Source organism: Micromonospora sp. HM5-17, from assembly GCF_003762835.1.
Classification (GTDB): Bacteria; Actinomycetota; Actinomycetes; order Mycobacteriales; family Micromonosporaceae; genus Plantactinospora.
In genome coordinates this window covers 19,806-44,728 of sequence record NZ_RJWA01000012.1, presented here as the reverse complement: position 1 = coordinate 44,728, position 24,923 = coordinate 19,806, and the positions used below count along the sequence as shown (strand labels likewise).

General features: G+C 72.6%; 25 protein-coding genes. 16 read left to right on the top strand and 9 right to left on the bottom strand.

Annotated features, from left to right (window positions below; all coding sequences use genetic code 11):
• The first annotated feature begins 101 nt into the window (after window positions 1-101).
• From EF879_RS28385 to EF879_RS24570, 5 genes are all read left to right on the top strand, one after another.
• Entirely contained in the window at window positions 102-584 is a 483-nt protein-coding gene (locus EF879_RS28385) for a hypothetical protein (RefSeq protein ID WP_158624284.1), read from the top strand.
• 160 nt (window positions 585-744) lie between these two features.
• Window positions 745-1,692, top strand: a complete 948-nt coding sequence (locus EF879_RS24585; RefSeq protein WP_123562619.1) for a L,D-transpeptidase — start codon at window positions 745-747, stop codon at window positions 1,690-1,692.
• Between the two features lie 528 nt (window positions 1,693-2,220).
• Entirely contained in the window at window positions 2,221-2,748 is a 528-nt protein-coding gene (locus tag EF879_RS24580; RefSeq protein WP_123562617.1) for a DUF6244 family protein, read from the top strand.
• A 188-nt stretch (window positions 2,749-2,936) separates the two neighbouring features.
• Entirely contained in the window at window positions 2,937-3,347 is a 411-nt protein-coding gene (locus EF879_RS24575) for a hypothetical protein (protein WP_123562615.1), read from the top strand.
• Window positions 3,348-3,359: 12 nt separating this feature from the next.
• Window positions 3,360-3,806 (top strand): SitI3 family protein, encoded by a 447-nt coding sequence (locus tag EF879_RS24570; protein WP_123562717.1) that lies wholly within the window; start codon window positions 3,360-3,362, stop codon window positions 3,804-3,806.
• Window positions 3,807-3,835: 29 nt separating this feature from the next.
• On the opposite strand, the gene EF879_RS24565 is transcribed toward EF879_RS24570, so the two are convergent.
• Complete coding sequence (locus tag EF879_RS24565) at window positions 3,836-5,902, bottom strand: prolyl oligopeptidase family protein (RefSeq protein WP_123562613.1); 2,067 nt, start codon at window positions 5,900-5,902, stop codon at window positions 3,836-3,838.
• Between the two features lie 17 nt (window positions 5,903-5,919).
• Between EF879_RS24565 and EF879_RS24560 the strand changes: the two genes are divergently transcribed.
• Window positions 5,920-7,851 (top strand): copper resistance CopC/CopD family protein, encoded by a 1,932-nt coding sequence (locus tag EF879_RS24560; RefSeq protein WP_123562611.1) that lies wholly within the window; start codon window positions 5,920-5,922, stop codon window positions 7,849-7,851.
• Window positions 7,852-7,896: 45 nt separating this feature from the next.
• Here EF879_RS24560 and EF879_RS24555 read toward each other — a convergent pair whose 3' ends face one another.
• The gene (locus tag EF879_RS24555) at window positions 7,897-8,553 is read right to left on the bottom strand and encodes a response regulator transcription factor (protein WP_123562715.1); all 657 of its coding nucleotides are present in this window, start codon (window positions 8,551-8,553) and stop codon (window positions 7,897-7,899) included.
• 5 nt (window positions 8,554-8,558) lie between these two features.
• Window positions 8,559-9,629, bottom strand: a complete 1,071-nt coding sequence (locus tag EF879_RS24550) for a sensor histidine kinase (RefSeq protein WP_123562609.1) — start codon at window positions 9,627-9,629, stop codon at window positions 8,559-8,561.
• Window positions 9,630-9,881: 252 nt separating this feature from the next.
• On the opposite strand from EF879_RS24550, the gene EF879_RS24545 reads away from it, so the two are divergent.
• The 3 genes from EF879_RS24545 (at window position 9,882) to EF879_RS24535 (ending at window position 12,150) form a co-directional block, all read left to right on the top strand.
• Window positions 9,882-10,154: a hypothetical protein gene (locus tag EF879_RS24545; RefSeq protein ID WP_123562607.1), complete on the top strand. Its 273-nt coding sequence runs from the start codon at window positions 9,882-9,884 to the stop codon at window positions 10,152-10,154.
• A 201-nt stretch (window positions 10,155-10,355) separates the two neighbouring features.
• Complete coding sequence (locus EF879_RS24540; RefSeq protein ID WP_123562605.1) at window positions 10,356-10,814, top strand: CBS domain-containing protein; 459 nt, start codon at window positions 10,356-10,358, stop codon at window positions 10,812-10,814.
• A gap of 49 nt (window positions 10,815-10,863) precedes the next feature.
• Window positions 10,864-12,150, top strand: a complete 1,287-nt coding sequence (locus tag EF879_RS24535) for an SLC13 family permease (RefSeq protein WP_123562603.1) — start codon at window positions 10,864-10,866, stop codon at window positions 12,148-12,150.
• Between the two features lie 82 nt (window positions 12,151-12,232).
• Here the strand turns inward: EF879_RS24535 and EF879_RS24530 are convergent, their stop codons facing one another.
• From EF879_RS24530 to EF879_RS24505, 6 genes are all read right to left on the bottom strand, one after another.
• Complete coding sequence (locus EF879_RS24530; protein ID WP_123562601.1) at window positions 12,233-12,862, bottom strand: response regulator transcription factor; 630 nt, start codon at window positions 12,860-12,862, stop codon at window positions 12,233-12,235.
• Window positions 12,859-14,031, bottom strand: a complete 1,173-nt coding sequence (locus EF879_RS24525) for a sensor histidine kinase (protein ID WP_233604727.1) — start codon at window positions 14,029-14,031, stop codon at window positions 12,859-12,861. The genes EF879_RS24530 and EF879_RS24525 overlap by 4 nt, the downstream gene beginning before the upstream one ends.
• 49 nt (window positions 14,032-14,080) lie before the next feature.
• The gene (locus EF879_RS24520; protein WP_123562600.1) at window positions 14,081-14,857 is read right to left on the bottom strand and encodes an ABC transporter permease; all 777 of its coding nucleotides are present in this window, start codon (window positions 14,855-14,857) and stop codon (window positions 14,081-14,083) included.
• Entirely contained in the window at window positions 14,854-15,798 is a 945-nt protein-coding gene (locus EF879_RS24515) for an ABC transporter ATP-binding protein (RefSeq protein WP_123562598.1), read from the bottom strand. Before EF879_RS24515 ends, EF879_RS24520 begins: the two co-directional genes overlap by 4 nt.
• Before the next feature lie 143 nt (window positions 15,799-15,941).
• Window positions 15,942-16,571, bottom strand: coding sequence for an MBL fold metallo-hydrolase (locus tag EF879_RS24510; protein ID WP_123562596.1), 630 nt, complete (start codon window positions 16,569-16,571; stop codon window positions 15,942-15,944).
• Window positions 16,571-17,659, bottom strand: a complete 1,089-nt coding sequence (locus EF879_RS24505) for an S-(hydroxymethyl)mycothiol dehydrogenase (RefSeq protein WP_123562594.1) — start codon at window positions 17,657-17,659, stop codon at window positions 16,571-16,573. Before EF879_RS24505 ends, EF879_RS24510 begins: the two co-directional genes overlap by 1 nt.
• 473 nt (window positions 17,660-18,132) lie before the next feature.
• Between EF879_RS24505 and EF879_RS24500 the strand changes: the two genes are divergently transcribed.
• The 7 genes from EF879_RS24500 (at window position 18,133) to EF879_RS24470 (ending at window position 24,732) form a co-directional block, all read left to right on the top strand.
• Window positions 18,133-18,837 (top strand): C39 family peptidase, encoded by a 705-nt coding sequence (locus tag EF879_RS24500; RefSeq protein ID WP_123562592.1) that lies wholly within the window; start codon window positions 18,133-18,135, stop codon window positions 18,835-18,837.
• Between the two features lie 250 nt (window positions 18,838-19,087).
• A complete protein-coding gene (locus tag EF879_RS24495; protein WP_233604726.1) occupies window positions 19,088-20,365 on the top strand; it encodes a sensor histidine kinase in 1,278 nt (425 codons plus the stop codon).
• Entirely contained in the window at window positions 20,362-21,018 is a 657-nt protein-coding gene (locus tag EF879_RS24490; RefSeq protein WP_123562709.1) for a response regulator transcription factor, read from the top strand. Before EF879_RS24495 ends, EF879_RS24490 begins: the two co-directional genes overlap by 4 nt.
• Before the next feature lie 57 nt (window positions 21,019-21,075).
• Window positions 21,076-21,669: a hypothetical protein gene (locus EF879_RS24485; protein WP_199736596.1), complete on the top strand. Its 594-nt coding sequence runs from the start codon at window positions 21,076-21,078 to the stop codon at window positions 21,667-21,669.
• Window positions 21,670-21,909: 240 nt separating this feature from the next.
• A complete protein-coding gene (locus tag EF879_RS24480; protein ID WP_123562590.1) occupies window positions 21,910-23,490 on the top strand; it encodes a sensor histidine kinase in 1,581 nt (526 codons plus the stop codon).
• A complete protein-coding gene (locus EF879_RS24475) occupies window positions 23,481-24,128 on the top strand; it encodes a response regulator transcription factor (protein WP_123562588.1) in 648 nt (215 codons plus the stop codon). The genes EF879_RS24480 and EF879_RS24475 overlap by 10 nt, the downstream gene beginning before the upstream one ends.
• 193 nt (window positions 24,129-24,321) lie before the next feature.
• Complete coding sequence (locus EF879_RS24470) at window positions 24,322-24,732, top strand: hypothetical protein (RefSeq protein ID WP_123562586.1); 411 nt, start codon at window positions 24,322-24,324, stop codon at window positions 24,730-24,732.
• The last annotated feature ends 191 nt before the right edge of the window (window positions 24,733-24,923 follow it).

Genomic DNA, 24,923 nt, shown 5'->3' with positions numbered 1-24,923 from the left:
CCCTCCGGCGCGTCCGCCGGATCGTTCCGCGGCGCCGGTTACCCGGCCCGCCGCGGTTCACCCCTTGCGGACGAGCCCGGTTCACCCACCGCTGCCGGACGATGACGTCCCGACACGCGACGGCGCGCCGGGACGAGGAGGTACCGGGGTCACGCGAGCGCGAGGAGGGACGCCGGGAGGAGGGACGCCGGGTGTGGGGAACGGCGGGGCGGACGTGGCTCGCCGGCGTCGTCGCGGCGACCGTCGTGGCGGGTGCGGCAGCTCTACGCCGGTCCCGGCCGCCGGCGTACGCGGTGGTCGTCGACCGGCCCCCCGCCGAGCTGACCCCGGACGGCCGGCTCCCCGCACCGCTGGCCAGCCTGGGGCCGGGGGTGGCGGTCACCGTCCGACCCGCCCTCGGCGGACGGGGCACCGAGCTGGTGGTCCGGATCCGCGACCGCGAGCCCGCCCTGCTGGCCGCGCTGTCGAGGTGGCTCGCCGGCGAGAACCGGCGGACGGCGGTCCGGTCGGCCCTGTGGCAGACGAAGCGGCTCGCCGAGGCCGATGGCGTGCCGCCCCCGCCGTCCGGGGTGCCCGGCGAGTAGCCGACCGGGACGGCCGTGGAGCGACGGGGTCGGCGGGTGGGCCGGCGCGATCCTGCTGCTGAGCCGTCGCGCCGAGGGGCGCGGGTACCCGGGTCGGTGACCCGGCCCGACACACGCTCGGATCACCGACCGGGGCGCAACAAGCACGTAGAGTGTTTGAATGGGGTTTGTCCGGTTCAACCCATTGGCACCTGGGCGGGCACGCCGCCGCACCGGTTTCGGAGTGCTCGCCGTCCTCGCCGGCCTGCTCGTCGCCGCGCTGGTGGTCAACGGCGTACCCGAGCGGAGCCGGAACGCCCGGCCGCCGGCCGAGGCCAGCCCGCACCCGGCCGTCGCCACCGCGTCGCCCACCGAGGGTCCGACGCCGATCCCGGCACCGCGTCCGCCGAGGAACCTGCCGGTGGTCGACTACGGCCCCGCACCGGGTGGGTTTCCCCGGGACCCTGATCCGATGTCGACGGTCCGGCTCGGCGAGGGCCTACGGCCGATCCGGCGGGTCGCCGCCTACGACGCTCCCGGCGGCCGGCCCCGCGCCTACCTCGCCCCGACGATCAGTGGCGTCGAGGTGACGATGCCGATCGTCGCCCGCCGCTCCGGCTGGGTTGCCGTGCTCCTTCCGTCGGCGAACCGCACCATCGGCTGGGTCCCGCCCGGCCCCTGGACCACCGCGATCCTGCGCGACCTGGTCGTCGTCGACCGGGGTGCCCGCCGACTGCACTGGTACCGGGACGATCGGCGGGTCGCCTCCTGGCCGGTCAGCATCGGTACCCGGGCCACCCCGACGCCGCTCGGCCGCACCTTCGTCCTCGGCCGCTCGACCCTGCCCGGCCGGGTGTACGCGGACACCGAGGTCTTCGCGCTCGGCGCCGTACCGGACGATCCGGACGCGGTGCCAACCGGCCTGCGCGGCGCGCACATCGGACTACACGCCTGGTACCGCGACGCCGACCTGGGCCAACGCAACAGCAACGGCTGCATCCGGATCACCCGGGCCGCCCAGCGGCGCCTGCTCGCGGAGCTGGAGCCCGGGACCGAGGTGCTGGTGCTCGACCGGTTCGCCGCTCCGGCGCGGCTGCCCGGCCCGCCCCTGCCGGATCAGCCGGCGTGAGCCGAGGGCTCGCTGGCGTGATCGGAGGTGGGAGCGAACCGCACGGGTCTTCCTCTCGTGAGTGGCAGCGGGGGCGGCCCGCCCTGGAGGGCGTCGGACGGGCCGCCCCCGCTGCCACCGCGGCCCCCAGCGGGGTCGCGAAGCCCTTCCCTCCGCCACAGACACGTCATGGACAGCTAACGACAGCGGATGTAATGTGTCGAGGTGCATCGACATCTAGAGACAGATGTGGTCGCTTGCCAGGCGAGAGTCAGCCTTGCCAGTGACTTCTCAAACCGCGAGCAGAAGGAGAGGTGAGGCGGCCCCGACCGCCGGACCGACAACGACGGCGACGTCGCCGACGCCTCGGCCCGCGACATCGCGCCACCAGCGGATGTACGCTGACATCACAGCGACGATCCTCAATATCGAGTCCACGCATTCACCAATGAGGTGGGAGCCCTGCTCCGGGGCGTACCCGGACCAGGCCCGACGGACCGCCCGGCGTGCCCCGCCGCGCGCCCAACCCGTGAAGTGAGGTCGGTGTGAATGTCGCGCATTGAGGAACTCGCCACCGAACTGGGTGCGCTGACGACCGGGGTGGAGAGAGCGCAGGGCCAGGCGGTGGCGGCGGGCAGACAGGCGGACGAGGTGGCGCGGCAGGCTGCCGCGGCCGGCTTCGCAGCCGTGGCGACGGGGATGGCCGCGGTACGGCAGGCGATCACCGAGATCCACGGTGGCCTGCACGCTCTTGGGGGTCTACTGGGGGAGGCGGCCAGCGCGACGGCGAAGGTCCCGCAGGAGGGATCGGCACAGGAGACGATCGCCGGGTTGGCGCCGGTGCGGGAAAGGTTGGACGGTGCCCGGGATGCGCTGGGTGCCACGGTCGAGCAGGTCAACCGGACACAGCGGATGGTGGGTGCGACCCTGCAGGGCGGGCAGCCGGGTCCGCTGCTGTCGACGCTTCAGGGCATCACCCAGATCCTGGTGCCGTTGGCGCAGCGGGTGGGGAGCGCGAAGCAACTCGCCGAGGCGGCGATAGCCCAGGCCCGACAGTTGGGCTCACCGGGAAACTGACCAGGGCTGACAGGTTCACACCTGCCAGCCCCGCCCCCGCCGCCGCCACCGATGGATGGACCGCCGCGTCGAGCGAGACGGCTGCCGGCGGTCCGGGCAGGAACGCTCCCGGTACTCCATGGAGCCGGCAGCCCACCGGCACCCCGGGTCAGCCGCCAACCGGAAGGCCGACCAGGATTCGGCCCAACGTGGACGATGGCACCCGGCGCGGGCTGGAGTTGGAGAACGAGTGCGCCGACACGGTCGCGCGTAGCGGCTACCGGGTCCACCAGAATCCCACTCGCCAGGAAATCGCCGAGGCGCGACGGAATACGCGGGACACAGGAAGGCCAGACAGCGACCCGGACTATCTCATTGAGGGCCACGTTTTCGACTGCTACTCTCCCGCGTCCGCCACCACGGTCCGTGCTGTCTGGGCCCAGGTGCGCAAGAAGGTAACCAGGCAGCAAACCCAACGTGTCGTGCTGAATCTCCATGACTGGCACAACAACCTCGGGGATTTACAGAAGCAGTTTGATGATTGGCCAATATCTGGCCTCAAAGAGGTGGTAGCGGTGACCCGGAACGGTGCGATCGTCCAGATCGTACGGCGAGACTAAGGAAGTATGGATATGGCGATCGAGTACGAGTTGACTCTTGCGAGTGACGCCCCCTTAAGGGAGATAGCGGCTGTTGTGGCACCGGCAGCCGGTGAGGTCACGACATTATCGCAAGATGAACGATTGTTCACCGCCGACCTGCACGACCGTTATGGATATGGGGTGAGTGTCTTTGGGGGTCGCGACGGCTATTGTGAGGCCGAGGCCGACGACGGCTCCCGCTGGGAGTGGGAGCCGAACCCGTATGTTGACATCACTTTCCGGTTGAGCAAGGATCGACCGACGGACAAGGTGACACAGAACATGGTGGCGGCGGTGGCACGGGTGTTGGCCAGTCGGCCGGAAGATGCCGCCCTGGTGCTGAACGGCAACTGGTTGCTGTTGACACGAATGGGCGGCGTTCTCCGCAAGCACCGACGCACATGGTGGGAAACATACGGCGTTCAAGACCTGGTCTGAGCCGCCGATGAGGCCGGCAGTCGCCCCGTTCAGACCGAGACGGTCAACCGCCGCCACAGGAAGGTCAGCATCAGCGCCCACTGGAACGCCAACTGCGCGTTGTCGGCGGCGGCCCCGTGCCCGCCCTCGACGTTCTCGTAGTAGGAGACGTCGTAGCCGTACCGGCGCAGCAGGGCCACCATCTTCCGGGCGTGTCCGGGATGGACCCGGTCGTCCCGGGTCGAGGTGATCAGCAGCACCGGCGGGTAACGCCGCCCCGGCCGCACGTTGTGGTACGGCGAGTACTCCCGCAGGAACGCCCAGTCGGCGGCGTCGTCCGGATCGCCGTACTCGGCCATCCACGAGGCGCCGGCCAGCAGCCGGTGGTAGCGCCGCATGTCCAGCAGCGGGACCCGGGCCACCACCGCGCCGAACAGCTCCGGGTAGCGGGTCAGCATCACCCCCATCAGCAGCCCGCCGTTGCTGCCGCCCTCGATGCCGAGCCGCGCCGGCACGGTGACGCCGCGCGCCACCAGGTCGGTCGCGACGGCGGCGAAGTCCTCGTACGCCCGGAGCCGGTTCTCCCGCAGCGCGGCCCGGTGCCAACGCGGGCCGTACTCGCCGCCGCCTCGGATGTTCGCCACCACGTAGCAGCCGCCCCGGGCGAGCCAGCCCCGCCCGATGATCCCGCTGTAACCCGGCGTCCAGGGAATCTCGAAGCCGCCGTAACCGGTGAGCAGGGTGGGACCCCCCGCGTGCCCCGGCGGGGTGACCACGAAGTACGGCACCCGGGTTCCGTCGGCGGAGCGGGCGAAGAGCTGCCGGACCGTCATGCCGGCCGTGTCGAAGAAGGCGGGCTCCCGCTTCAGCAGCTCGACCTCCCCGCCGACCGTGCCGTAGTGCAGTGCCGTCGGCTGGACGAAGCCGGTGCTGGCCAGCAGGAACTCGTCGCTGTCGTCGGGGTTCGTGTCCAGGACGGCGACGTGCCGCCGCTCCCCCACCTCACCGGCGCCGGCCGACAGCGGCGTCGGGGCGGTGAGGCCGGGCAGTGGCCTCCGCCGCCACCCGTCCGGGCCGGGGGTGAGCACCTCGATCCGGCTGTGGACGTCGACCAGACTGCTCAGGATCAGGTGGTGGCGGGTCCAGGCGTGCCCGCTCAGCGCCGTGTGCGCGGTGGGCTCGAAAACCACGGTCAGGTCCCGTTCCCCGGCGAGGAACCGATCCAGCCGGGTGACCAGCACGGCACCGCCCGGGTACGTCCGCCCGGCCACCGTCCAGTCGGAGCGGAGCTGGATGAGCAGCCACTCCCGGTGGACGTCGGTCTCGGCGTCCTCGGGTACGTCGATCGGCACCAGCTCACCGTCGGCGGTGCGGAGAAACTCCCGGCGACGGAAGAAGTCGAGCCGACGCCCGAGGAAGTCCCGGACGAAGCCCGGGGTCGGGTCGTGCACCGCGTACACCGAGACGTCGTCGTCGTGCCCCTGGTAGACCACCTCGGCCTCGGCCAGCGGGGTGCCCCGACGCCACCGCTTCACCACGCGGGGGTAGCCGGAGGCGGTCAGCGAGCCGGGGCCGAAGTCGGTGCCGACGTAGATGTGATCCTCGTCGATCCAGCCGACGTCACTCTTCGCCTCCGGCAGGACGAAGCCGTCGGTGACGAAGGAGCGCCGCTCCAGGTCGAACTCCCGGACCACGTGGGCGTCGGCACCGCCTCGGGCGAGCCGGATCAGACAGCGTCGGTGGTCGGGGCGCCGGATGATCGCGCCCTGCCAGGTCCACGGTTCGCCCTCCGCCTCGGCCAGGGCGTCGACATCGAGCAGCACCTGCCACTCGGGATCCGCCCGCCGGTACTGGTCGAGCGTCGTCCGCCGCCACAGCCCGCGCGGATGGGCCTCGTCCTTCCACAGGTTGTAGAGGTGCGGCCCGCTCCAGTAGACGTACGGCACCCGGTCCGCGGCGTCGAGGACCTCGCGGAGTGAACCGCGTAGCGCGGCGAACGCGGCGTCGTCGGCGACGGTGCCGAGCGTCTCGGCGTTGCGAGACCGCACCCAGTCGGTCGCCTCAGCGCCGGAAACATCCTCAAGCCATCGAAACTCGTCATCGTCATTCGCGGGCACGGGCAGATTCCTACCATATGGCGAACAACGAAGTTACCGGTCAGTCGGAGAACGGATTGAACCTTTCCGGCCGGCTCATCGAACCATTCGAGGTGAAACACCGCCGGCTCGACCGCCCGACCGTCGTCGTACCTCCGCCCCGGACGGCGCCACCCACCGTACTCGGGGCGTCACCCGCCCGGGTCGTCACCTCGCCCGCCCGACCCACGGCGCCGCTCGCCGCGCAGGCGGTGCTGCTCGCCGGGCTCGTGGCGCTGTTCGCCGGGCTGGCGGTGCTGTTCGCTCCGGCGAGTCCGGCGGCGGCCCACGCCACGGTGGTCTCCACGGTGCCGCAGCAGGGTGCGGTGCTCGGCTACTCCCCCACCGAGGTCAGCATCACCTTCAGCGAACCGGTCGCCCTGCTCCCCGGCCGGACCCAGGTGCTGGCGCCGGACGGCACGCGGATCAACGCGGGCGAACCCCGCGTCCAGGGCGCGACGCTGCGGATCCCGATCCGGGTCGCCGACCGCCCACTCGGCACGTACGTCGTCAGCTACCGGGTGATCTCGGCCGACAGTCACCCCGTCGCGGGCAGCTGGACCTTCTCGGTCGGCGCCGCCTCCGCGACCCCGCCCGAGCCGGCCACCGTCGGGGTCGACCCCGTGGTCCGGGTCGCCGTCTCGGCCAGCCGATACCTCGGGTACGTCGGACTCGTGCTGGCCCTCGGCCCCGCCCCGGTGCTGGCGCGGCTCTGGCCCCGCCGGCTCTCCCGGCGCGGCGCGGTACGGCTGGTCCGGATCGGCCTCGGCCTGATCGCCGCCGGCGCCCTCGGCGGGCTCTGGGTCCAGGCGCCGTACGCCAGCGGCGCCGGACTCCTCGACGTCTCGACACCCGAGCTGGCCCAGGTCCTCGGCTCCGACTTCGGCCTGGTCCTGCTCGCCCGGCTCGGCATCCTGCTGCTGGTCGCCGTCCTGCTGCCACCGCTGCTGCGCGGTGCGCCGGCCCGGCGCCCGGCGGCGGGCGTGGTCGGCGGCCGGCCACGGCCGTCATCGAGGCCATGGTCCCGAGCCCGGCTCGCCCTCCTGCTCCTGCTCACCGTGGCCGGGCTGGCCACCTGGCCGCTGGCCGGGCACGCGGCCGCCGCGCCGGTGCCGGTCGCCAGTACCGCCGCGGACGTCATCCACCTGGCCGCCGCGTCGGTCTGGCTCGGTGGCCTGGTCGTCCTCTTCGGGTTCCTGCTGCGGACCGCCCACCCGCGCGCCCTCGGGGTGGTCCTGTCGGTCTGGTCCCGGTGGGCGGCGCTCGCCGTGCTGTGGCTCGTCGCCGGCGGCGCGGTGCAGGCGGTGATCGAGATTGGCGGCCTACGCCCGCTGGTCGGCACCGGCTACGGGCGACTGGTGCTGACGAAGCTGACCCTGCTGGTGGCGCTCCTGACGGTCGCCGGGTACGCGCGCCGGTCGATTCGCCGGTCGACCGCGGACCCGTCCGGTCCCGCCGGCGACGAGACGGCGCCCCGGCTCGGCCGGCTGCGGCGGGCGGTCGGGGTGGAGGTGGCGCTCGGGCTCGTCGTGCTCGGGGTCAGCGCGGTGCTGGTGCAGACCGCCCCGGCCCGGAGCGCCGGGATCGAGGCGACGGCGGTGACGTCGGACAGCTTCGCGCAGACCCTCCAGTCGCCGCTCTACACCCTCCAGTTCGACATCTACCCGGTACAGATCGGCGAGTACAACACCGTGCACGCATACGTCTACCGCCCGGACGGCACCCCGCTTCCGGTGGTGCAGTGGACGGTCACCACCGCGCTGCCCGCCCGGGGAATCGAGCCGACCAGCGTCCCGATGCTCGGCATCACGCCGCACCACGCGATCGGCTCCGTGGCCTTTCCCGTTCCCGGCGACTGGGAACTGCGGTTCACCATCCGGCTCTCCGAGATCGACCAGGCGACCGTCCGGACGGTCGTGCCGGTCCGCTGACCACGGCGGGCCTCGACCCACCTGTCGGCCCGGCGACGAGGCCGGTCAGGGTTCGACGAGGCCGGCCCGGATCGCGTACCGGGTGAGGTCGATCCGGTCCCGCATGCCGAGCTTCTGCAGGATGTTGGCCCGATGCCGGTCGACCGTCTTCACGCTGATCATCAGGGCCTCGGCGATCTCCTTGGTGGAGTTCCCCTCCGCGATCAGCTTGATGATCTCCTCTTCTCGGGGGGTCAGGATGCTCTCCGGCAGCCGTTCCCCCTGGCGGTCCCGGTGCAGGTAGTCCCGGATCAGCGCGGTGACCGCCCCCGGGTAGAGGAAGGGTTCGCCGCGCCTCGCGGCCCGGCACGCCTCGATCAGGTCCCGGTCCGCGACCGACTTGAGCACGTAGCCGGAGGCGCCGGCCCGCAGCGACTCGAAGAAGTACTGCTCGTTGTCGTGCATGGAGAGCATCAGGATCCGGACCCCGGGCGCACGGCGGGAGATTTCTCGGGCCGCCTGCAGGCCGGTCATCCGGGGCATGGCGATGTCCAGGATGGCCAGGTCGATCCCGGGTCGCTTCACCGCCTCCACCGCCTCGGCGCCGTCGGCCGCCTCCGCCACGACCGTCAGGTCGGGCTCGGCGTCGAGAATCAGCCGCAGCCCCCGGCGGACCAGCGCGTGGTCGTCCGCCAGCAGGATCCGGGTCTTGGGTACGGACACCAGGCTCACCTCCCTCCGCCCGGGACGGGTACGACCAGCCGTACGTCGGTGCCCACGCCGGGAACCGCCTCGATGTCCAGACGTGCGTTGATCAGCAGCGCGCGTTCCCGCATACCCCGAATTCCGGCTCCCTCCTCGCGTACCTCGCCGCGGCCGTCGTCGGCGACCCGGAGCACCACGGCGTCGGACTCGGCGTGCAGCGAGAGCTCGACCCGGCTCGCCCGGGCGTGCCGGGCGACGTTGGTGAGGCTCTCCTGGGCGATCCGATAGATCACCAGTTCCATCTCGGCGCTGAGCGCCGGCAGGTCCGACTTCAACCGGCGCTGCACCGGCACGCCGCTCACCTGGGAAAACTCGGTGGCCAGGGCGTTGAGGGCGCTGAGCAGTCCCAGATCCTCCAGCACGTCGGGACGGAGCCGGCGGGCGACCCGCCCCACGTCGTTGAGGCTCGACCGGAGCATCTCCTGGACGGCGTGCAGCTCCTCGCGGAGATCGTCCGGTGCCCGGTCGACCGCGCGCTTCAGCCCGAGCAGCACCACGGTCAGGCTCTGCCCGATCTCGTCGTGCAGCTCCCGGGCGATGCGCTGCCGCTCCCCCTCCTGGGCCGCGAGGGCGTGCGCGCTGTTGGTGTTCCGCTCGGTTTCGAGCCGGTCGAGCATCGCGTTGAACGACTCGATCAGGTTGGTCAGGTCGCCATTGCCGCTGTCGCGCAGCCGGTCGCCGGTACGCAGCAGGTGCACCCGCTGCATCAGCGTGGTCAGCGCGTCGAGCGGGGCCAGGCTGGCCCGGAGCAGCAGCGCGTTCACCGCGAGGATCAGCGCCAGGCCGACGGTCAGTACCGGAATCTCGGTGAGCAGCACCGGCGAGGAGACGGTGGCGGGCGAGAGGGCGAGGACGAGCGTGCCGACGGTGAAGACCAACCCGTTGAGCACGAAGAGCCGCCGGAACAGGGCCTGGGCCGGGGATCGGCCCCCGGACGTGGGCGAACCCGGGGTTTCGGCCCCCGCACCCCGGCTCGGCGACCAAGCCCACACGCCGAACCACCGCCGGGCGCCCTGGTCGGCGGTATCGGTCATGCTTTCCAGCCTCTCCGGTCCACGGTCGGATTGTCCATCCGGTCCGGCACCCATCCGACCACGATACGACCCACGCTGACCTGCTTCTTCGTGCATGTTCCACCCCCGCGCAAATGGGTGCTGAGCCCAATGGTCGGTCACCCGCGCGCTCGGAAGTCTTGACCGTGAGCCGGAGCCGTGACCGCCGAGTCGCACCGGGTGGTCGTGCCGGCACCGGTGCCCTTCCCACGCCCCACACCCGAGCGAGGAACAGTGGAGATCACTCGAACCACGGTCCCCGGCGCCGGTGTCGTGCATCATTTCCTGACCCGGGGCGGACAGCGCTTCGGCGTACTGGTGGACGGCGCCGGCCAGCGAGCGCTGCTGATCTACGGCGCGACGGACCCGGATGAACCGGAGCAGCGGATCGCGCTGGAACACGACGAGGCCGACCAGGTCGCCGAGGTGCTGCACAGCAGCTCGGTGGCCGACCGGCTGGCCCACCTCGAGCGACGGCTCGCCGAACTGCTCGGCGGGTCCACGTGACCGGCGCGAGCATGAGGACGGGGGCCCGGGCGGGCACATTCCGCAGCATCCGAGTCCTTTCTCGCGCAGGTCGTCATTTCGAAGCCCCGTGCCCGCAGTCTGTCCACAGCCGGACGCCGCGGTGGCCGTCCGTGCTCTGTTCGTCGTCGAATCGTTCGGGAACACCGGCGGGAGCCAGGCCGGATCCCAGGGGATGGTGTCATGCAAGCAGGACAAATCGCCGTGGATGTTCCGACGGTGACCGTCCAGGATTCCGTGGCGAGGGCGCTGCGCCTGATGGCACTCGGCCGGCTGCCGGGGCTGATCGTCGTCGGCGACCGGGGACAGCCGCGTACCGTCCTGCCCGGCACGCAGGTGCTCCGGCTCGCGGTTCCGGGAAGCTACCAGGAGGATCCCGCACTGGCCCGGACCATCGACGAGGCGCACGCCGACCTCTTCTGGGAGGAACTGGCCAGCCTGACCGTCGGGGACTGCCTGGTCCGGGAGTCCGGCCGGCCGGCGACGGTCGCACCGGACGCCACGCTGCTGGAGGTGGCCGCCCTGATGGCCCGGCAGCGCTGCCCGCTGGTGGCGGTGGTCGACGGCGCCGGAACACTCGTCGGAGCCATCACCCTGGAGCGGTTGCTCGGCAAGCTCGCCCTGCTCGCACCCGAGCTCTGAGGCAGGCCGGCACCGTCGTACCGGCCCGGCCGATGGCGGGGTGGGGCCGATGAGTGCCATCGCCGCGCTCGTCATCTTCGTCGTGGCGTTCGTCTTCATCGCCACGGAGAAGGTGAACAAGGTCAAGGTGGTGCTGATCGCGGCCGGGGCGATGCTCGTCCTCGGGCTGGCCCCCGGCGCCGAGGTGTACTTCTCCGAGCACGAGGGGATCGACTGGCGCGTCATCTTCCTGCTGCTCGGCATGATGATCATCGTTGGCGTCATCAAGCAGACCGGGGTCTTCGACTACCTCGCGATCTGGGCGGCCAAGCGCTCCGGCGGCCGGCCGTACCGGCTGATGGTGATGCTGATGGCGATCACCGCCGTCGCCTCGCCATTCCTGGACAACGTCACCACGATCATGCTGGTCGCCCCGGTCACCGTGGTGGTCTGCAACCGGCTGCACATCTCCGCCCGGCCGTACCTGATCGCCGAGGTGCTGGCCAGCAACATCGGTGGAGCGGCGACGTTGATCGGCGACCCGCCGAACGTCATCATCGGCAGCCGGGCCGGGCTGAGCTTCGGCGACTTCCTGGTGCACATGGCGCCGATCGTCGCGGCGATCTTCGCGGCCTTCGTGCTCCTCACCCGGGTGCTGTTCGCCCGTTCCTTCCGCTACCACCCGGAGCACGTCGCCGCGGTGATGGCGCTCCAGGAGCGCCGGGCCATCACCGACGTACGCCTGCTGGTCCGCTGCCTGGTCGTCCTCGGTCTGGTGGTGGTCGGCTTCGGACTGCACTCGGTGCTGCACGTCGACCCGTCGGTGGTGGCGATGGTCGGCGCCGGGGTGATGCTGCTGGTCGCCCGGCTGGACGTCTCCGAGGTGCTGGAGGAGGTGGAGTGGCCCACCCTGGTGTTCTTCATGGGTCTGTTCGTGATGGTCGGCGCGCTGGTGCACACCGGTGTCATCGGAAGCATCGGCGAGTGGGCGGTCGACGTCGTCGGTGACAACTTCATCGTGGCGGCGACCTCGCTGGTCTTCGGCTCCGCCATACTCGGCGCCTTCTTCGACAACATCCCGTACGTCGCCACGATGGCGCCGATCGTGGAAGGGCTGGTCGCCGAGGCGCCGGACCCGCAGACCGGGCAGGCGCTGTGGTGGGCCTTCGCCCTCGGCGCCGACTTCGGCGGCAACGGCACCGCGGTCGCGGCCAGCGCCAACGTGGTGGCCCTCGGCATCGCCGCCCGGACCGGACACCCGATCTCGTTCTGGCAGTTCACCAAGTACGGCATCGTGGTCACCCTGCTGACCTGCGTGCTCGCCTGGCTCTATGTCTGGCTCCGCTACTTCGTCTGAGACCAGCACGCCCATCGGCTCGCCGCCGACCGCCGACCTCCCCGCTCCGCCGCGGTCGCGGTCGCCGACCGTCTCCGGTCCGCTATCTCGGGTCGCCGAGGAGCCAGCCGCGCTCCTCGGCGATCCGGACCGCCTCGGCCCGGGTCCGCGCCCCGGTCTTGCCGATCGCGGCGGAGAGGTGGTTCCGGACCGTCCCCTCGGAGAGGTGCAGCCGACGGGCGAGGTCGGCGGCGGTGCCACCGCTGCGGGCCGCGCGGAGTACCTCGGTCTCCCGCTCGGTCAGCGGGCTCTCCCCACTGGCCAGGGTCTCGGCCGCCAGGGTCGGGTCGACGACCCGCAGCCCGGCGTGCACCCGCCGGACGGCGTCGGCGAGTTGACGGGCCGGGGTGTCCTTGACGACGAAGCCGCCGGCGCCCGCCTCCATCGCCCGGCGCAGGTAGCCCGGGCGGCCGAACGTCGTGACGACCAGCACCCGGCACTCCGGCAGTTCGGCCCGGAGCGCGGCGGTGACGGCGATCCCGTCCAGCCCGGGCATCTCGACGTCGAGCAGCGCGACGTCCGGGCGGGTCCGGCGGGCGGCGGGCAGCACCTCGTCCCCGCGGCCGACCTCGGCGACGACGGTCAGGTCCGGTTCGAGCGAGAGCAGCGCGGCCAGGGCGCCCCGGACCAGTGCCTGGTCGTCGGCGAGGAGGAGCCGGAGCTGCCCGGTCACCGTACGCCCTCGCGGTAGCTGACCAGCAGCCGGAAGCCCACGCCCCCGGGGCCCCGACCGACGACGAGCCGGGCGCCCGCCTGCTCCGCCCGCTCCCGGAGCCCGAGCAGGCCGTGGCCGGGTCGGGATCCCGCCGGCGCCACCGCCGCCGGGCCCCGGCCGTCGTCGCGTACCTCCAGCTCGTCCGGGGCGACCCGGATGAGGCAGTGCCGGGCACGGCTGTGCCGTACCACGTTGGTCACCCCCTCCCGGACCGCCCAGGCGAACAGCTCTCCCCGCCCCGGCGGCAGCGTGGGGACCGCCGCCGGCAGCTCGGCCTCGATCCCCGCGGCCCGCAGCGCCGTACGGGCGTTGGCCAGCTCGGCGGCGAGGTCCACCTCACGGTACGCCCCGACGGTCGACCGGACGTCGGCGAGGGCTCGCCGGGCCAGCCGCTCCAGGTCCGCCACCTCGGCGGCGGCCCGGGCCGGGTCGACCTCGATCAGCCGGCCGGCCAGTTCCGCCTTCACCGTGATGACGGTCAGCGAGTGGCCGAGGATGTCGTGCAGGTCCCGAGCGGTTCGGGCCCGCTCCTCGGCGACCGCCAGCCGCCGGATCTCCTGCTGCGCGTCGATCAGCCGGAGTTGCCGGTCCAGCAGCCGGGTGAAGCCGAAGACCGCGAACCCGGCCAGCAGCACGGAGAGCGCCACCCCGGTCTCCGGCTCCCAGGCGGGGATGAAGTGCGGCGTGATCAACGGAACCGCGGCCAGCGCCGCGACCACGAGCAGCGCGGGTCGGGCCGGCAGGGTCAGCACCGCGGAGGCCGAGAGGTAGACCAGGGTGACCAGCCAGTCCCCGCCAGCCGCCGGGATGGTGAGGGTGCCGATGGCGAACAGCCCGATGAGCGCCGCCGAGGCCCGCAGCGGCGGAATGCGCCGCCGCATCCAGACGGCCCGGCGAAGCCAGACGAAGAGGGCCACGTAGCCGGCCGCGAAGGCGCCGATCGCGGCGAGTCCGAGATCACGCGCCGGCCCGGGCGGGTGGGCCCAGACCGTGCCGAGGGGCTGCCCCAGGTAGATCAGCCACACCACCCCGATCAGCCAGCCGAGCCGGCCGCCCAGGCGCGGGCCGGTTTCGGCCGGGGTGCCGAACCAGGTCTCCGGGGCGGCGCTGGTGCCCTGCTCGCTCACACCGGCCACGCTATGCGGTGAGGCCGGTCTCGGTCTCCGAGGTCGGTGCTCATACCCGGGCGGTGTCCCGACGGAAGAGCCGGCCGGCGCCGAAGCCGAAGGCGGTGCTCCACAGCACCAGGTTGAGCAGCGCGCCACCGCTGACCCCGTCACCGGCCAGGGGCGCGCGGGCCAGCTCGCCGACCCCGTACACCGGGGTGAACCGGGCGATCTGCCGCATGACCTCCGGCAGCACCTCCAGCGGTACGAAGAGTCCGCCGAGCATCGCCAGGATGGCCAGGATCGGGCCGAGGAACTGCATGACGTTCTCGGCCGGGGCAAGGTAGCCGACGAAGAGACCGAAGGCGGCGAAGACCAGCGAGCCGAGCCAGGCCGCGAGCCCGGAGAAGAGCCAGACGTGTGCCGGTACGCGCACCCCGGTGACGGCGCCGACCACGAACTCGACCAGCACCGCGAGCAGGCCGAGCACCATCGCGGTGAGCACCTTGGTCGCGACGTACGCGGCCGGACGCAGCGGGGTCAACCGGAGCTGTCGGCTCCAGCCCTGGGCCCGCTCCACCGCCACCATCGCACCGCCGCTGGTGGTCGCGACCATCGCGCCGTACACGGCAAGGCTGATCATGATGTACGCGGTGACCTGTGCCCCGTTGTCCAGCGTCTGACCGCGGTTCGACAGGCCGAAGAGCAGGAAGAACGCCGGCGGCATGATCAGGATGAAGAACAGCGTACGGCGGTTGCGCAGGACCCGGCGGATCTCCAGGGTCAGGTTCGCGAGGGTGAACCCGCCGAACGCCGGACGCCGCCGGTCTACCGTCGTCGTGGTCATCGGATGCTTCCCTCCAGGTGGTTCGTGGCGACCGCGGCCGGCTCGGCGGTACGGGCGTCGGTGGTGAGTGCCAGGAAGACGTCCTCCAGGTTGCGCGCGGTGATCTCGACGTCCCGCGCCGGAGTCTGGGTCAGCAGGTACCGGGCGACCACGTCCGAGTCGCCGGCCTGGACGAGCACGGTGTCCCCGCGTACCTCGACCGAGTCGACCCCGGGCAGCCCGGCCAGGGCCACCTGGTCGGCGCCGGGCAGGGTGGCCCGGACCAGCCGGCCGGAGGCGAGGTTCTTCACCTGCGCGGTGGTGCCGTCGGCGACGACCCGCCCCTGTCGGATCAGCACGATCCGGTCGGCGTACGCGTCGGCCTCCTCCAGGTAGTGGGTGGCGAACAGGACGGTACGGCCGGCGCGGGCGTCCCGGCGGATCGCGGTCCAGAAGTCGCGGCGGCCCTCCACGTCCATGCCGGTGGTCGGCTCGTCCAGCACCATCAGGTCGGGATCGGGCAGCAACGCCATCGCGAAGCGCAGTCGCTGCTGCTGGCCGCCGGAGCACTTCCCCACCCGCCGCCCGGCGATGTCCGCGATGCCGGCCCGCTCGAGGACCTCCGAGACCGGCCGGGGGTTCGGGTAGACGTTGGCGGTCATCTGCACCGTCTCGGCGACGGTCATGTCCTTCAGAAGGCCACCGGTCTGCAGCACGGCGGCGACCCGGCCGAGGGCGACCGCGTCGGCCGGCTCCTGGCCGAAGATCCGGACGCTCCCGGCGGTGGGCCGGGCGAGCCCGAGCAGCATGTCGAGGGTGGTGGTCTTGCCGGCGCCGTTGGGGCCGAGGAAGGCGACCACCTCGCCGGGCTCGACGCGGAGGCTCAGCCCGTCAACGGCGGTCACCGCGCCGTACCTCTTGATCAATCCGGTCAGTTCAACCGCAGGGGTGGTTGTTGGCATACCGGCAATGGTTGGCGCCGGAAAGCCCACCCGACCGGCTCAGGCGTCACGTCCTGACCATGACATGTGTCATCGGTGGCTCCCCTGTCCCCTGCGGGCCGACCGACCCGGCCGACCCGCAGCGAGACCTGTTCTCCTTCGTCCTAGTAGCCCCGGGCCACCCACTCCGCCAGGTGGGGCGCCTCGGCCCCGATCGTGGTGTCCGCGCCGTGCCCGGTGTGCACCACCGTCCCGGGCGGCAGGGTCAGCAGCCGGTCCCGGATCGAGTCGATGATGGTGCCGAAGTCGCTGAACGACCGGCCGGTGGCGCCGGGGCCGCCCTGGAAGAGGGTGTCGCCGGTGAAGACCACCCCGAGGTCGGGGGCGTGGAACGAACACGCCCCGGGGCTGTGCCCGGGAGTGTGCAGGACCCGCAGCACCGTCCCGGCGACCTCGATCGACTGCCCGTCCCGCAACTCACCACCGGGCGGGGTCTCCGGGTGCACCAGGTCCCAGAGCACCCGGTCGGCGGGGTGCAGCAGCACCTCGGCCCCGGTCGCCTCGGCCAGTGCCGGCGCCACCCGTACATGGTCGTCGTGGGCGTGGGTCGCCAGGATGGCGCGGACCCGCCGGCCGCCGACCGTGGCGAGGATCGCGTCGACGTCGTGGGGCGCGTCGACGACCACGCACTCGCGGTCGTCGCCGACCACCCAGACGTTGTTGTCGACCTCGAAGGTCTGCCCGTCAAGCGAGAAGGTGCCCGAGGTGACGGCGTGGTCGATCCGGGCCACCATCAGAAGATCACCACAGAGCGCAGCACGTCACCGCGGTGCATCTTGGTGAACGCCTCCTCCACCTGGTCGAGGGCGATCTCCTCGGTGACGAAGGCGTCCAGGTCGAGCCGGCCCTGGAGATAGAGCGAGGTCAGCATCGGGAAGTCCCGGCTGGGCAGGCAGTCGCCGTACCAGCTCGACTTGAGTGCGCCGCCCCGTCCGAAGACGTCGAGCAGCGGCAGCTCCGGGACCTTCATCTCCGGGGTCGGCACCCCGACTAGGACGACGGTGCCGGCCAGATCCCGGGCGTAGAAGGCCTGTTTCCAGGTCTCGGGCCGGCCGACCGCCTCGATCACCACGTCGGCACCGAAACCGCCGGTCAGCTCCCGGATCGCCTCGACGGGATCGGTCTGGCTGGCGTCCACGGTGTGGGTGGCGCCGAACCGCCGTGCCCACTCCAGCTTCCGGGGATCGGTGTCGACGGCGATGATCGTGGTCGCCCCGGCGAGCGCCGCCCCGGCCACCGCGCCGTCGCCGACACCGCCGCAGCCGATGACCGCGACCGAGTCGCCCCGGCTCACCCCACCGGTGTTCATCGCCGCGCCGATCCCGGCCATCACGCCGCAGCCCAGCAGACCGACGGCGGCCGGCCTCGCCGCCGGGTCCACCCTGGTGCACTGTCCGGCGTGGACCAGGGTCTTCTCCACGAACGCGCCGATCCCCAGGGCCGGGGAGAGTACGGTGCCGTCGGTCAGGGTCATCTTCTGGGCGGCGTTGTGGGTGGCGAAGCAGTACCAGGGCCGGCCCCGCCGACAGGCCCGGCAGGTGCCGCAGACCGCCCGCCAGTTGAGAACGACGAAGTCGCCCGGCTCGACGTCGGTGACCCCCGCACCGACCTGCTCGACGATGCCGGCGGCCTCGTGGCCGAGCAGGAACGGGAAATCGTCGGTGATCCCGCCCTCTCGGTAGTGCAGGTCGGTGTGGCAGACGCCGCACGCCTGTACCCGAACGACTGCCTCGCCCGGCCCCGGATCGGGGACGACGACCGTGGTTACCTCGACCGGCACGCCCTTGGCCCGGGCAATGACCCCGCGTACTTCCTGGCTCACGCTGCCTCCTCGAGATCGGGGATCGGGATCCCGTCGTAACACGTCCATCGGCCCACGTCGAGAAGTCAGGGCTGCCGACCACGGGTCTGGCGGAAAACTGCCTCCGTGGGAAACCCGCTCCCGGGGTACGGCCGCCGGGGTCGTCCCCGCAGGGCCCCGGGGACGACCTGTCTCCGGGAGGCGCGCGTCACCCCTGTGCCGTCCTGTCCGGTTTGTGGGGGCTGGTTGGGTGGTCGGTCGGGGAACATCGGCCGGCCCGGCGGGGTTGTATCCCCGTGCGGGTGGCCAGCAGGACCACCCCCGGCAACCCCCAGCTCCGGGCCGCCCCCGTCTGAGAGCCGGCCCGTGCACCACGACATGTGTCCGGCCGCCGTCCGACTGTGACCCGCGTGGCCGCCTTGTCCACCTGTCATGCCCGTCCGGGTACGGGCGTGTGCAGTCCCCCGAGCATCGACGGAAGGCAGGGAACCATCATGACGTTCGTCACCCGATGGCTACCGGCCATCACCGACACCCCCATCCGCAAGACCGCACTCGCCGTGGCCGGCCTGGCCATCACCGGCGGCGCGATCGCCGGCCCCGTCGCCACCCTCGACACCGGCCCCGGCACCAGCCTGAACCTCGACCCCACCGCGGTCACCCAAACCATCAAGGACATCGAATCGCAGCACCCGGCCGCCAAACACCTCGACTACCAGTACCAACCCCAGTCCACGTACTACTACTGCGCACCGGCGGCGACCCGGATCGCCCTGTCCGCACAGGGCCACACCCCCAGCCAGGACGACGTGGCCACCAAACTCGGCACCACCGAGGCCGGCACCAACTCGGCCGAGGACACCACCCGCGTCCTCAACGACACCGGCGACACCAACTACCACACCGTGGAGATCCCGAACCCGACCGCCACCCCCACCGAGATGGACCGCCTCCAGGTCGACGTCGTCCAGGCCATCGACGCCGGACGACCGGTCGTGGCCAACATCAAGGGCACCGCGGTCGACACCGACGGTAACCCCCACTCCTACGAGGGCGGCCACTACCTGACCATCGTCGGCTACGACGACCACGGCCGCACCGTCACCATCGCCGACCCGGCCAACCCGAACCACAGCCAGTACCAGATGAGCACCATCACCCTGGCCAACTGGATCGCCGAACGCGGCTACTCCGCCTGACCCCAACACGACCCGAACAGGCAGGGCCGGCCCCCACCAGGGGGCCGGCCCTTCCACACACCCGAAGACCGGCGGCCAGACCTCACCCCTCGTCACGAGGCGGCGCCAAGTGTTCGGATCGTGCGTGCGTACTCGTCGCCGGGGTGGTCGTCCCCGCGCCTCGAGTGGGGTCGAGGGTCACGGAGCCGACGTCCCGTCCTACCGCGTTCGTGGTACGCGGCCAGCGGCACGGCTACCTACAGTTGCGAGCGTGCGGCGGTGGTGGACGGAGCACGTCAGCCGGTCGGGGCGGCCCGACCCCGGTCGACGGTGGACGGAGCACGTCGTCCGGCTCTGGCACGAGCACCTCAGCCAGCCGTGGCACGAGCACGTCGTCCGGCCAGGGCTGGCGGGCCTCGGCCGGTCGTGGCTGGTCGACGTCGGTGTCGTGACGCTGGCCGGCGCGGTGACGGCGTACCGGCTCGCGGTGGTGACGGTGGCCCCCGACGACCGCGCCCCGGACGGATGGGCGTACGCCCTGGGTCTGGCCATGGCGCTGCTGCTGTTCGCCCGACGGCGCTGGCCGACCGCGACGTTGACCACGGTCGGCGCGCTGTTCTTCGCGTACCACATCTGGCGGTACCCGGGCGGCGCTCCGGCCGCGCCGGTCTGGGTGGCGCTCTACTCGGTGGCGGTCGCGCCCCGACGGCGACTCGGCCTGGCCGTCGCCGGGCTCGTCATCCTCCTGGACCTGCGGAGCCGGATGATGGTGGCCGGGGTGGAGCCCCTGGACGCGACCCTGGACAGCTCGACCGTGGTCTTCGCCGCCGCGCTGCTGCTCGGCGAGACGGTGCGGAGCCGGCGGATCCGGGTGGCGCTGCTGGCCGCCGAGCGGGACCGGGCGGCGCGGCGGCGGGTGGTCGAGGAACGCCTCCGGATCGCCCGCGAGCTGCACGACGTCACCGCGCACACCCTGGCGGTGGTCGGCGTGCAGGCCGGAGTCGCCGCCGAGGTGCTGGAGGACGATCCGGCGCAGGCCCGGGCCGCGTTGGAGGCGGTGCGACGGGCCAGCCGGGAGGCGATGGTGGAGCTGCGCGCCGCGGTCGGCGTCCTCCGGGACGGCGTCCGGGACCTCGACCCGTCCGACACCCGAGAATCCGGTCCGGGCGATCCGACAGCCGGCCCGGAACCGCCGGCACCTGCGCTCGACCGGCTGCCCGCGCTGGCCGCCGCCACCGGTGCCGTGCTGCGGCAGGGCGGTGAGCCCCGCCCGCTGCCCCGCGCGGTGGAGGCGACGGCGTACCGGATCATCCAGGAGGCGGTGGCCAACGCCCTCCGGCACGCCGAGGCCGACCGGATCGAGGTACGACTCGACTACCGCCCCGACGGGCTGGCCCTGACCGTCCGCGACGACGGGCGGGGCCCCGCCGGACCCCCCGGTAACGGCCTGCGCGGCATGACCGAACGGGCGGTCGGACTCGGCGGATGGCTGCGAGCCGGCCCGGCCGAGGGCGGAGGTTTCCAGGTTCGGGGGTGGCTGCCGGGATGACGATCAAGGTTCTGCTCGCCGACGACCAGACACTGGTCCGGGCGGGCTTCCGGGTGCTGCTGGAGCGGGCACCGGATATCGAGGTGGTCGCCGAGGCCGCCGACGGCGACGAGGCGATCGCGCTGACCCGCGCCCACCGGCCCGACGTCGTCCTGATGGACATCCGGATGCCCGGCACCGACGGGCTCACCGCGACCCGGCGGATCCTCGCCGACGACCGGCTCCCCGGGGTACGGGTGGTGGTGTTGACCACCTTCGAACTCGACGAGTACGTCTACGCGGCGCTACACGCCGGCGCGAGCGGCTTCCTGCTCAAGAATCTGGAGCCCGACGAGCTACGCCGGGCGGTCCGGGTGGTCGCCGCCGGGGACGCGCTGCTTGCGCCGGAGGTGACCCGGCGGGTCATCGCGGCGTTCGCCAGCGGACCGGAGGTGCCGGGCCTGCACACGCTGACCGCCCGGGAGCGCGAGGTCGTGGGGCTGATCGCCGAGGGGCTGTCCAACCAGGAGGTGGCGGCGCGGCTCGGCATGAGCACCGCGACGGCAAAGACCCACGCCAACCGGGCGATGGCCAAGCTCGGCGCCCGGGACCGTGCCCAACTCGTGGTCTTCGCCTACCGCAGCGGGCTGGCCGGGGTACGACGCCCGCGGTAGTCCGCCGCCCGTCCGGAGCGGATTCGCCGCCGCATCGACGTCCATAGCGTCGGATCCATGTTCCTCATCCTCGGTCCAGTCCTGAACCTGCTCGCCACCCTGTTCTGGAAGTCCGACACCCAGGGCGCCACCGCCGGCACGCTCATCGCGATCTCCAGCGCCTGCTGGCTCATCGGCCTGATCGGGCTCTTCGACCGGCTGCGTGGCACCGCACCCCGGTACGTGGCGGCGGCGCTGCCGGTGGCGGTGTTCGCGACGGTCGGCGGGGTGTCGTTCGGCGTACAGGCCATCCACGAGACACTCTTCGCCACCACGCACGCCCACGCCGTCGACCTGCTGAACCAGTACCCGTTCCCGGCCATGACCCTCTTCTGGACCGCCGGTCCCCTCTTCCCGGCGACGTTCTTCGCACTGGGACTGGTGCTGACCTGGCGACGGGCGGCACCGCTGCCGGTCGGCATCCTGCTCTGCCTGGGTGCGATCGCCTTCCCGCTGAGCCGGATCACCCGCGAGGTGTCGATCGCGCTCGCCGCCGACATCCTGCTGGTGCTGCCCTTCCTCTACCTCGGGATCCGGGGGCTGCGGACGGCCCGCGGGTCCGCTGCCGGAGGGCGACGCGCGGCACCGGTCGAGGGCGCGCCGGACGCCTGACCCGGCTCCGTCCGCCTCGGCTCCGCCACCACCGGTCGTGGCGGAGCCGAGGTCTCCCTTCTGGCGAGCGCGGTACGCGGCCGGCCGCCCCGGTCGTACAGCGCGGTTGCCAGCCCGGCGCGCCGGTCGAGCCCGGCCACCGCGTCCGTGTGGACCCGGATGCGTCCGGCGGCGATCGATCCGCACCCCCGGGCCCGCGACACGCGCGATGGCCACCCGCGAGGGTGGATTATCGAGCCTGTGACGGCCGGTGCGCTCGAGTTCGACGTCGCTGCCCTGGTCGGCCTGAGCTTCGTCCTGGCCGGCCTGGTCGGATGGCGGGCACGTCCCCGCAATCGGGTCGGACCACTGCTGCTCGCGGTCGGGGTGCTGTGGGTGCTCGCGGCACTACCGGTTCCGGTGTCCCTGCCACGCGGCGTCGCGATGGTCCGCGCGGGCGCCTGGGCGGCGGTCTTCGTCCACCTGGTGGTGGCGTACCCGACCGGACGGCTCGACACCGCGCCCGCGCGGCTGGTCGTTGCCCTGGGGTATGTCAGCCTCGGCGTCGTCGGCGTGCTCACCACGCTGCGCCCCGACACGGCCGGAGCCGGTGGCGGGGCCGGCGCGGCGGCGGTCACCGGGGTCGTCGTCACCGGTTGCGCGGTGATCGCGCAGCAGTCCATCCGCTGGGTACGCGGCACCCCGTCCCGACGTCGCCAACTCAACCCGTTGCTCGGGGTCGCGGTGGTCACGGTGGCGCTGGTCGTCGCGGTGAAGCCGGCGACGATCGCCGGGCGGGACGCCTCCGGGCTGAACGTCGTACTCCAGGTGGCGCTCGCGGCGGTCCCGCTGGCGTACCTGGTCGGGCTGCTGCGGCGTCGGATCGACCGGGCCGGGGTCGCCGACCTGGTCGTCCGGCTGCACCGGAGCTCCCAGCCGGTACGCGTCGAGGTGGCGCTGGCCCGTACGCTGCACGATCCGACGCTGCGCATCGGCTACTGGGCAGCCGGGTCGGGCCGGTACGTCGACGCCGACGGCCAGCCCATCACCCCCGGGCCGGACCGGGCGGTCACCCGGATCGACGCGGACGGCGAGCCGGTGGCGATTCTGGACCATGACCGAGCGCTGCTGGAGGAACCGGAGCTGATCGAGGCGACGTGCGCGGCGCTGTCGCTGGCGCTGGAGCGGGAACGGTTGACCGCGGAACTCCGGTCCCGGCTCCGGGAACTCGCCGCGTCGCGCCGAAACCTCGTCCGGGCCGCCGAGGCGGAACGCCGACGGCTGGAGCGGGATCTGCACGACGGCGTACAGCAGCGGCTCCTCTCGATCCCGATGACGCTGAGTCTGGCCGAGGCGGTGCTGCCCGAGGATCCGGACCGGGTCCGCCCCCTGCTAGAGGAGGCGCGGAAGGCGATCCTGGCGGTCCTGGCCGACCTGCGCGCCCTCACGCAGGGACTGCATCCTCCGGTGCTCACCGAACGCGGGCTGGCCGGGGCGGTCCGGGAGCTGGCTACCCTGTCCCCGGTGCCGCTGCGGATCCTCGGCGACGTGCCGAGCGGGCTGCCGGCCGAGGTGGAGACGACGGCGTACTACGTCGTCGCGGAGGCGCTGGCGAACATTGCCAAGCACGCGGCGGCGGACGAGGCCGAGCTGCGGATCGACTCGCGCGGTGGACGGCTCACCGTCGAGGTCCGCGACGACGGCCGGGGCGGGGCCGATCCGGCGTCCGGGTCGGGACTACGCGGGCTGGCCGAGCGGGTGGCGGTCGAAGGAGGAGTGTTTCAGGTGGAGAGTCCACCCGGCAGGGGGACGCGGATCCGGGCGACGCTGCCGTGCGGGTAGTCGTCGCCGAGGACAACACGCTGCTGCGCGAGGGACTGGTCCGGCTGCTCGCGGAGGTCGGGTTCACCGTCGCGTCGAGCGTCGCCGACGCCACCGCGCTGCTCGCGGAGGTGGCCCGACACCGGCCGGACGTGGCCGTCGTCGACATCCGACTGCCGCCTACCCGGACCGACGAGGGGCTGCGGGCGGCCCGGGAGATCCGGCGGCGGCATCCGGAGACCGGGGTCCTCGTCCTGTCCCAGTACGTCCGGGCCAGCTACACCCTCGAGTTGCTCGACGGTGGCGCCCAGGGGGTCGGTTACCTGCTCAAGGACCGGGTTTCGGATCTGGCCGGGTTCGCGGCGGCGGTGCGGCAGGTCGGCAGCGGCGGCTCGGCGTTCGACCCCATCGTGATCGACCAGATGGTCGGGCGCCGGGACCGCCCAGACGATCCGCTGCGCGAGCTCAGCGAGCGCGAGCGGGCGGTGCTGGCGTTGATGGCCGAGGGCCGCACCAACCAGGCCATCGCCGCCCGGCTCGGCATCGCGGAGCGGACGGTGGAAAAGCACTGCACGGCGATCTTCGCCAAGCTTTCGCTACCCGCCCGGCCCGACGACCACCGCCGGGTGCTCGCCGTTCTCCGGTACCTCAACGGCTGAGTACGGGTCCGGTGCCGGGGCAACCCGTCCGGCGCCGGCGGGCCCACCCCACGGGTGCGGGTAGCCGCACCCGCGGGGTGCGGCAACCTCCCGACAGACCGGGAGCTGGCACGGTTTCCGGCCGTCGACCCCGCGCACAGACTCAGGGCAGAACCCGACAGCGGGTCGGGCGACGAGTGTGGGAGGGACACGGGTGGCCGAGTTGGTTCGTCGGCTGGATACGGTGCTGGTCGCGCGGCTGGTGGCGGCGGCGATCGCCGTCGTGATGGTGCACTACTTCGCGACCTCGAACGCGATCCGGGCGGACAATCCGTTCCTGGTACCCGACGCGTTCATCCTGCTCTCCGTCCTCGTGTCGCCGCTGCTGCCGCGCCGTGCCGCGGTGCCGGCGATGATCTTCGCGTTCGGGTGGTCCGCCGGGGTTCTCACCGTCTCGCTCTTCACGTACGTCGTCCGGGACGAGTTCCCGGTCGGCCACCTCTTCCTGATCGGGCCGTGCCTCATCCTGGCGGCGCTGCTCGGCCGGGTGGTGGCGCGCCAGCTGGTCGCGGAACGGCTGGCCGAACACCGGTCGGAGGTGCTGGGTCGGACGACCGTCGGCTGAGTGGCACCGGGTCGCCCGGCAGCCGGTCTCGCGGGCTGTCGGGCGGGACTCGGCTCCCCCGCTCCGGCCTCGCCATGATCCGTCGTGGCGAGGCCGTCGGCGTTCCGGCCGGACGTCGCGGGACCGACCGCGCGACCGGCCCGGCCGCCCTCGACACCTCCACGTGCCCCCACGAACGGATCACATTCCCT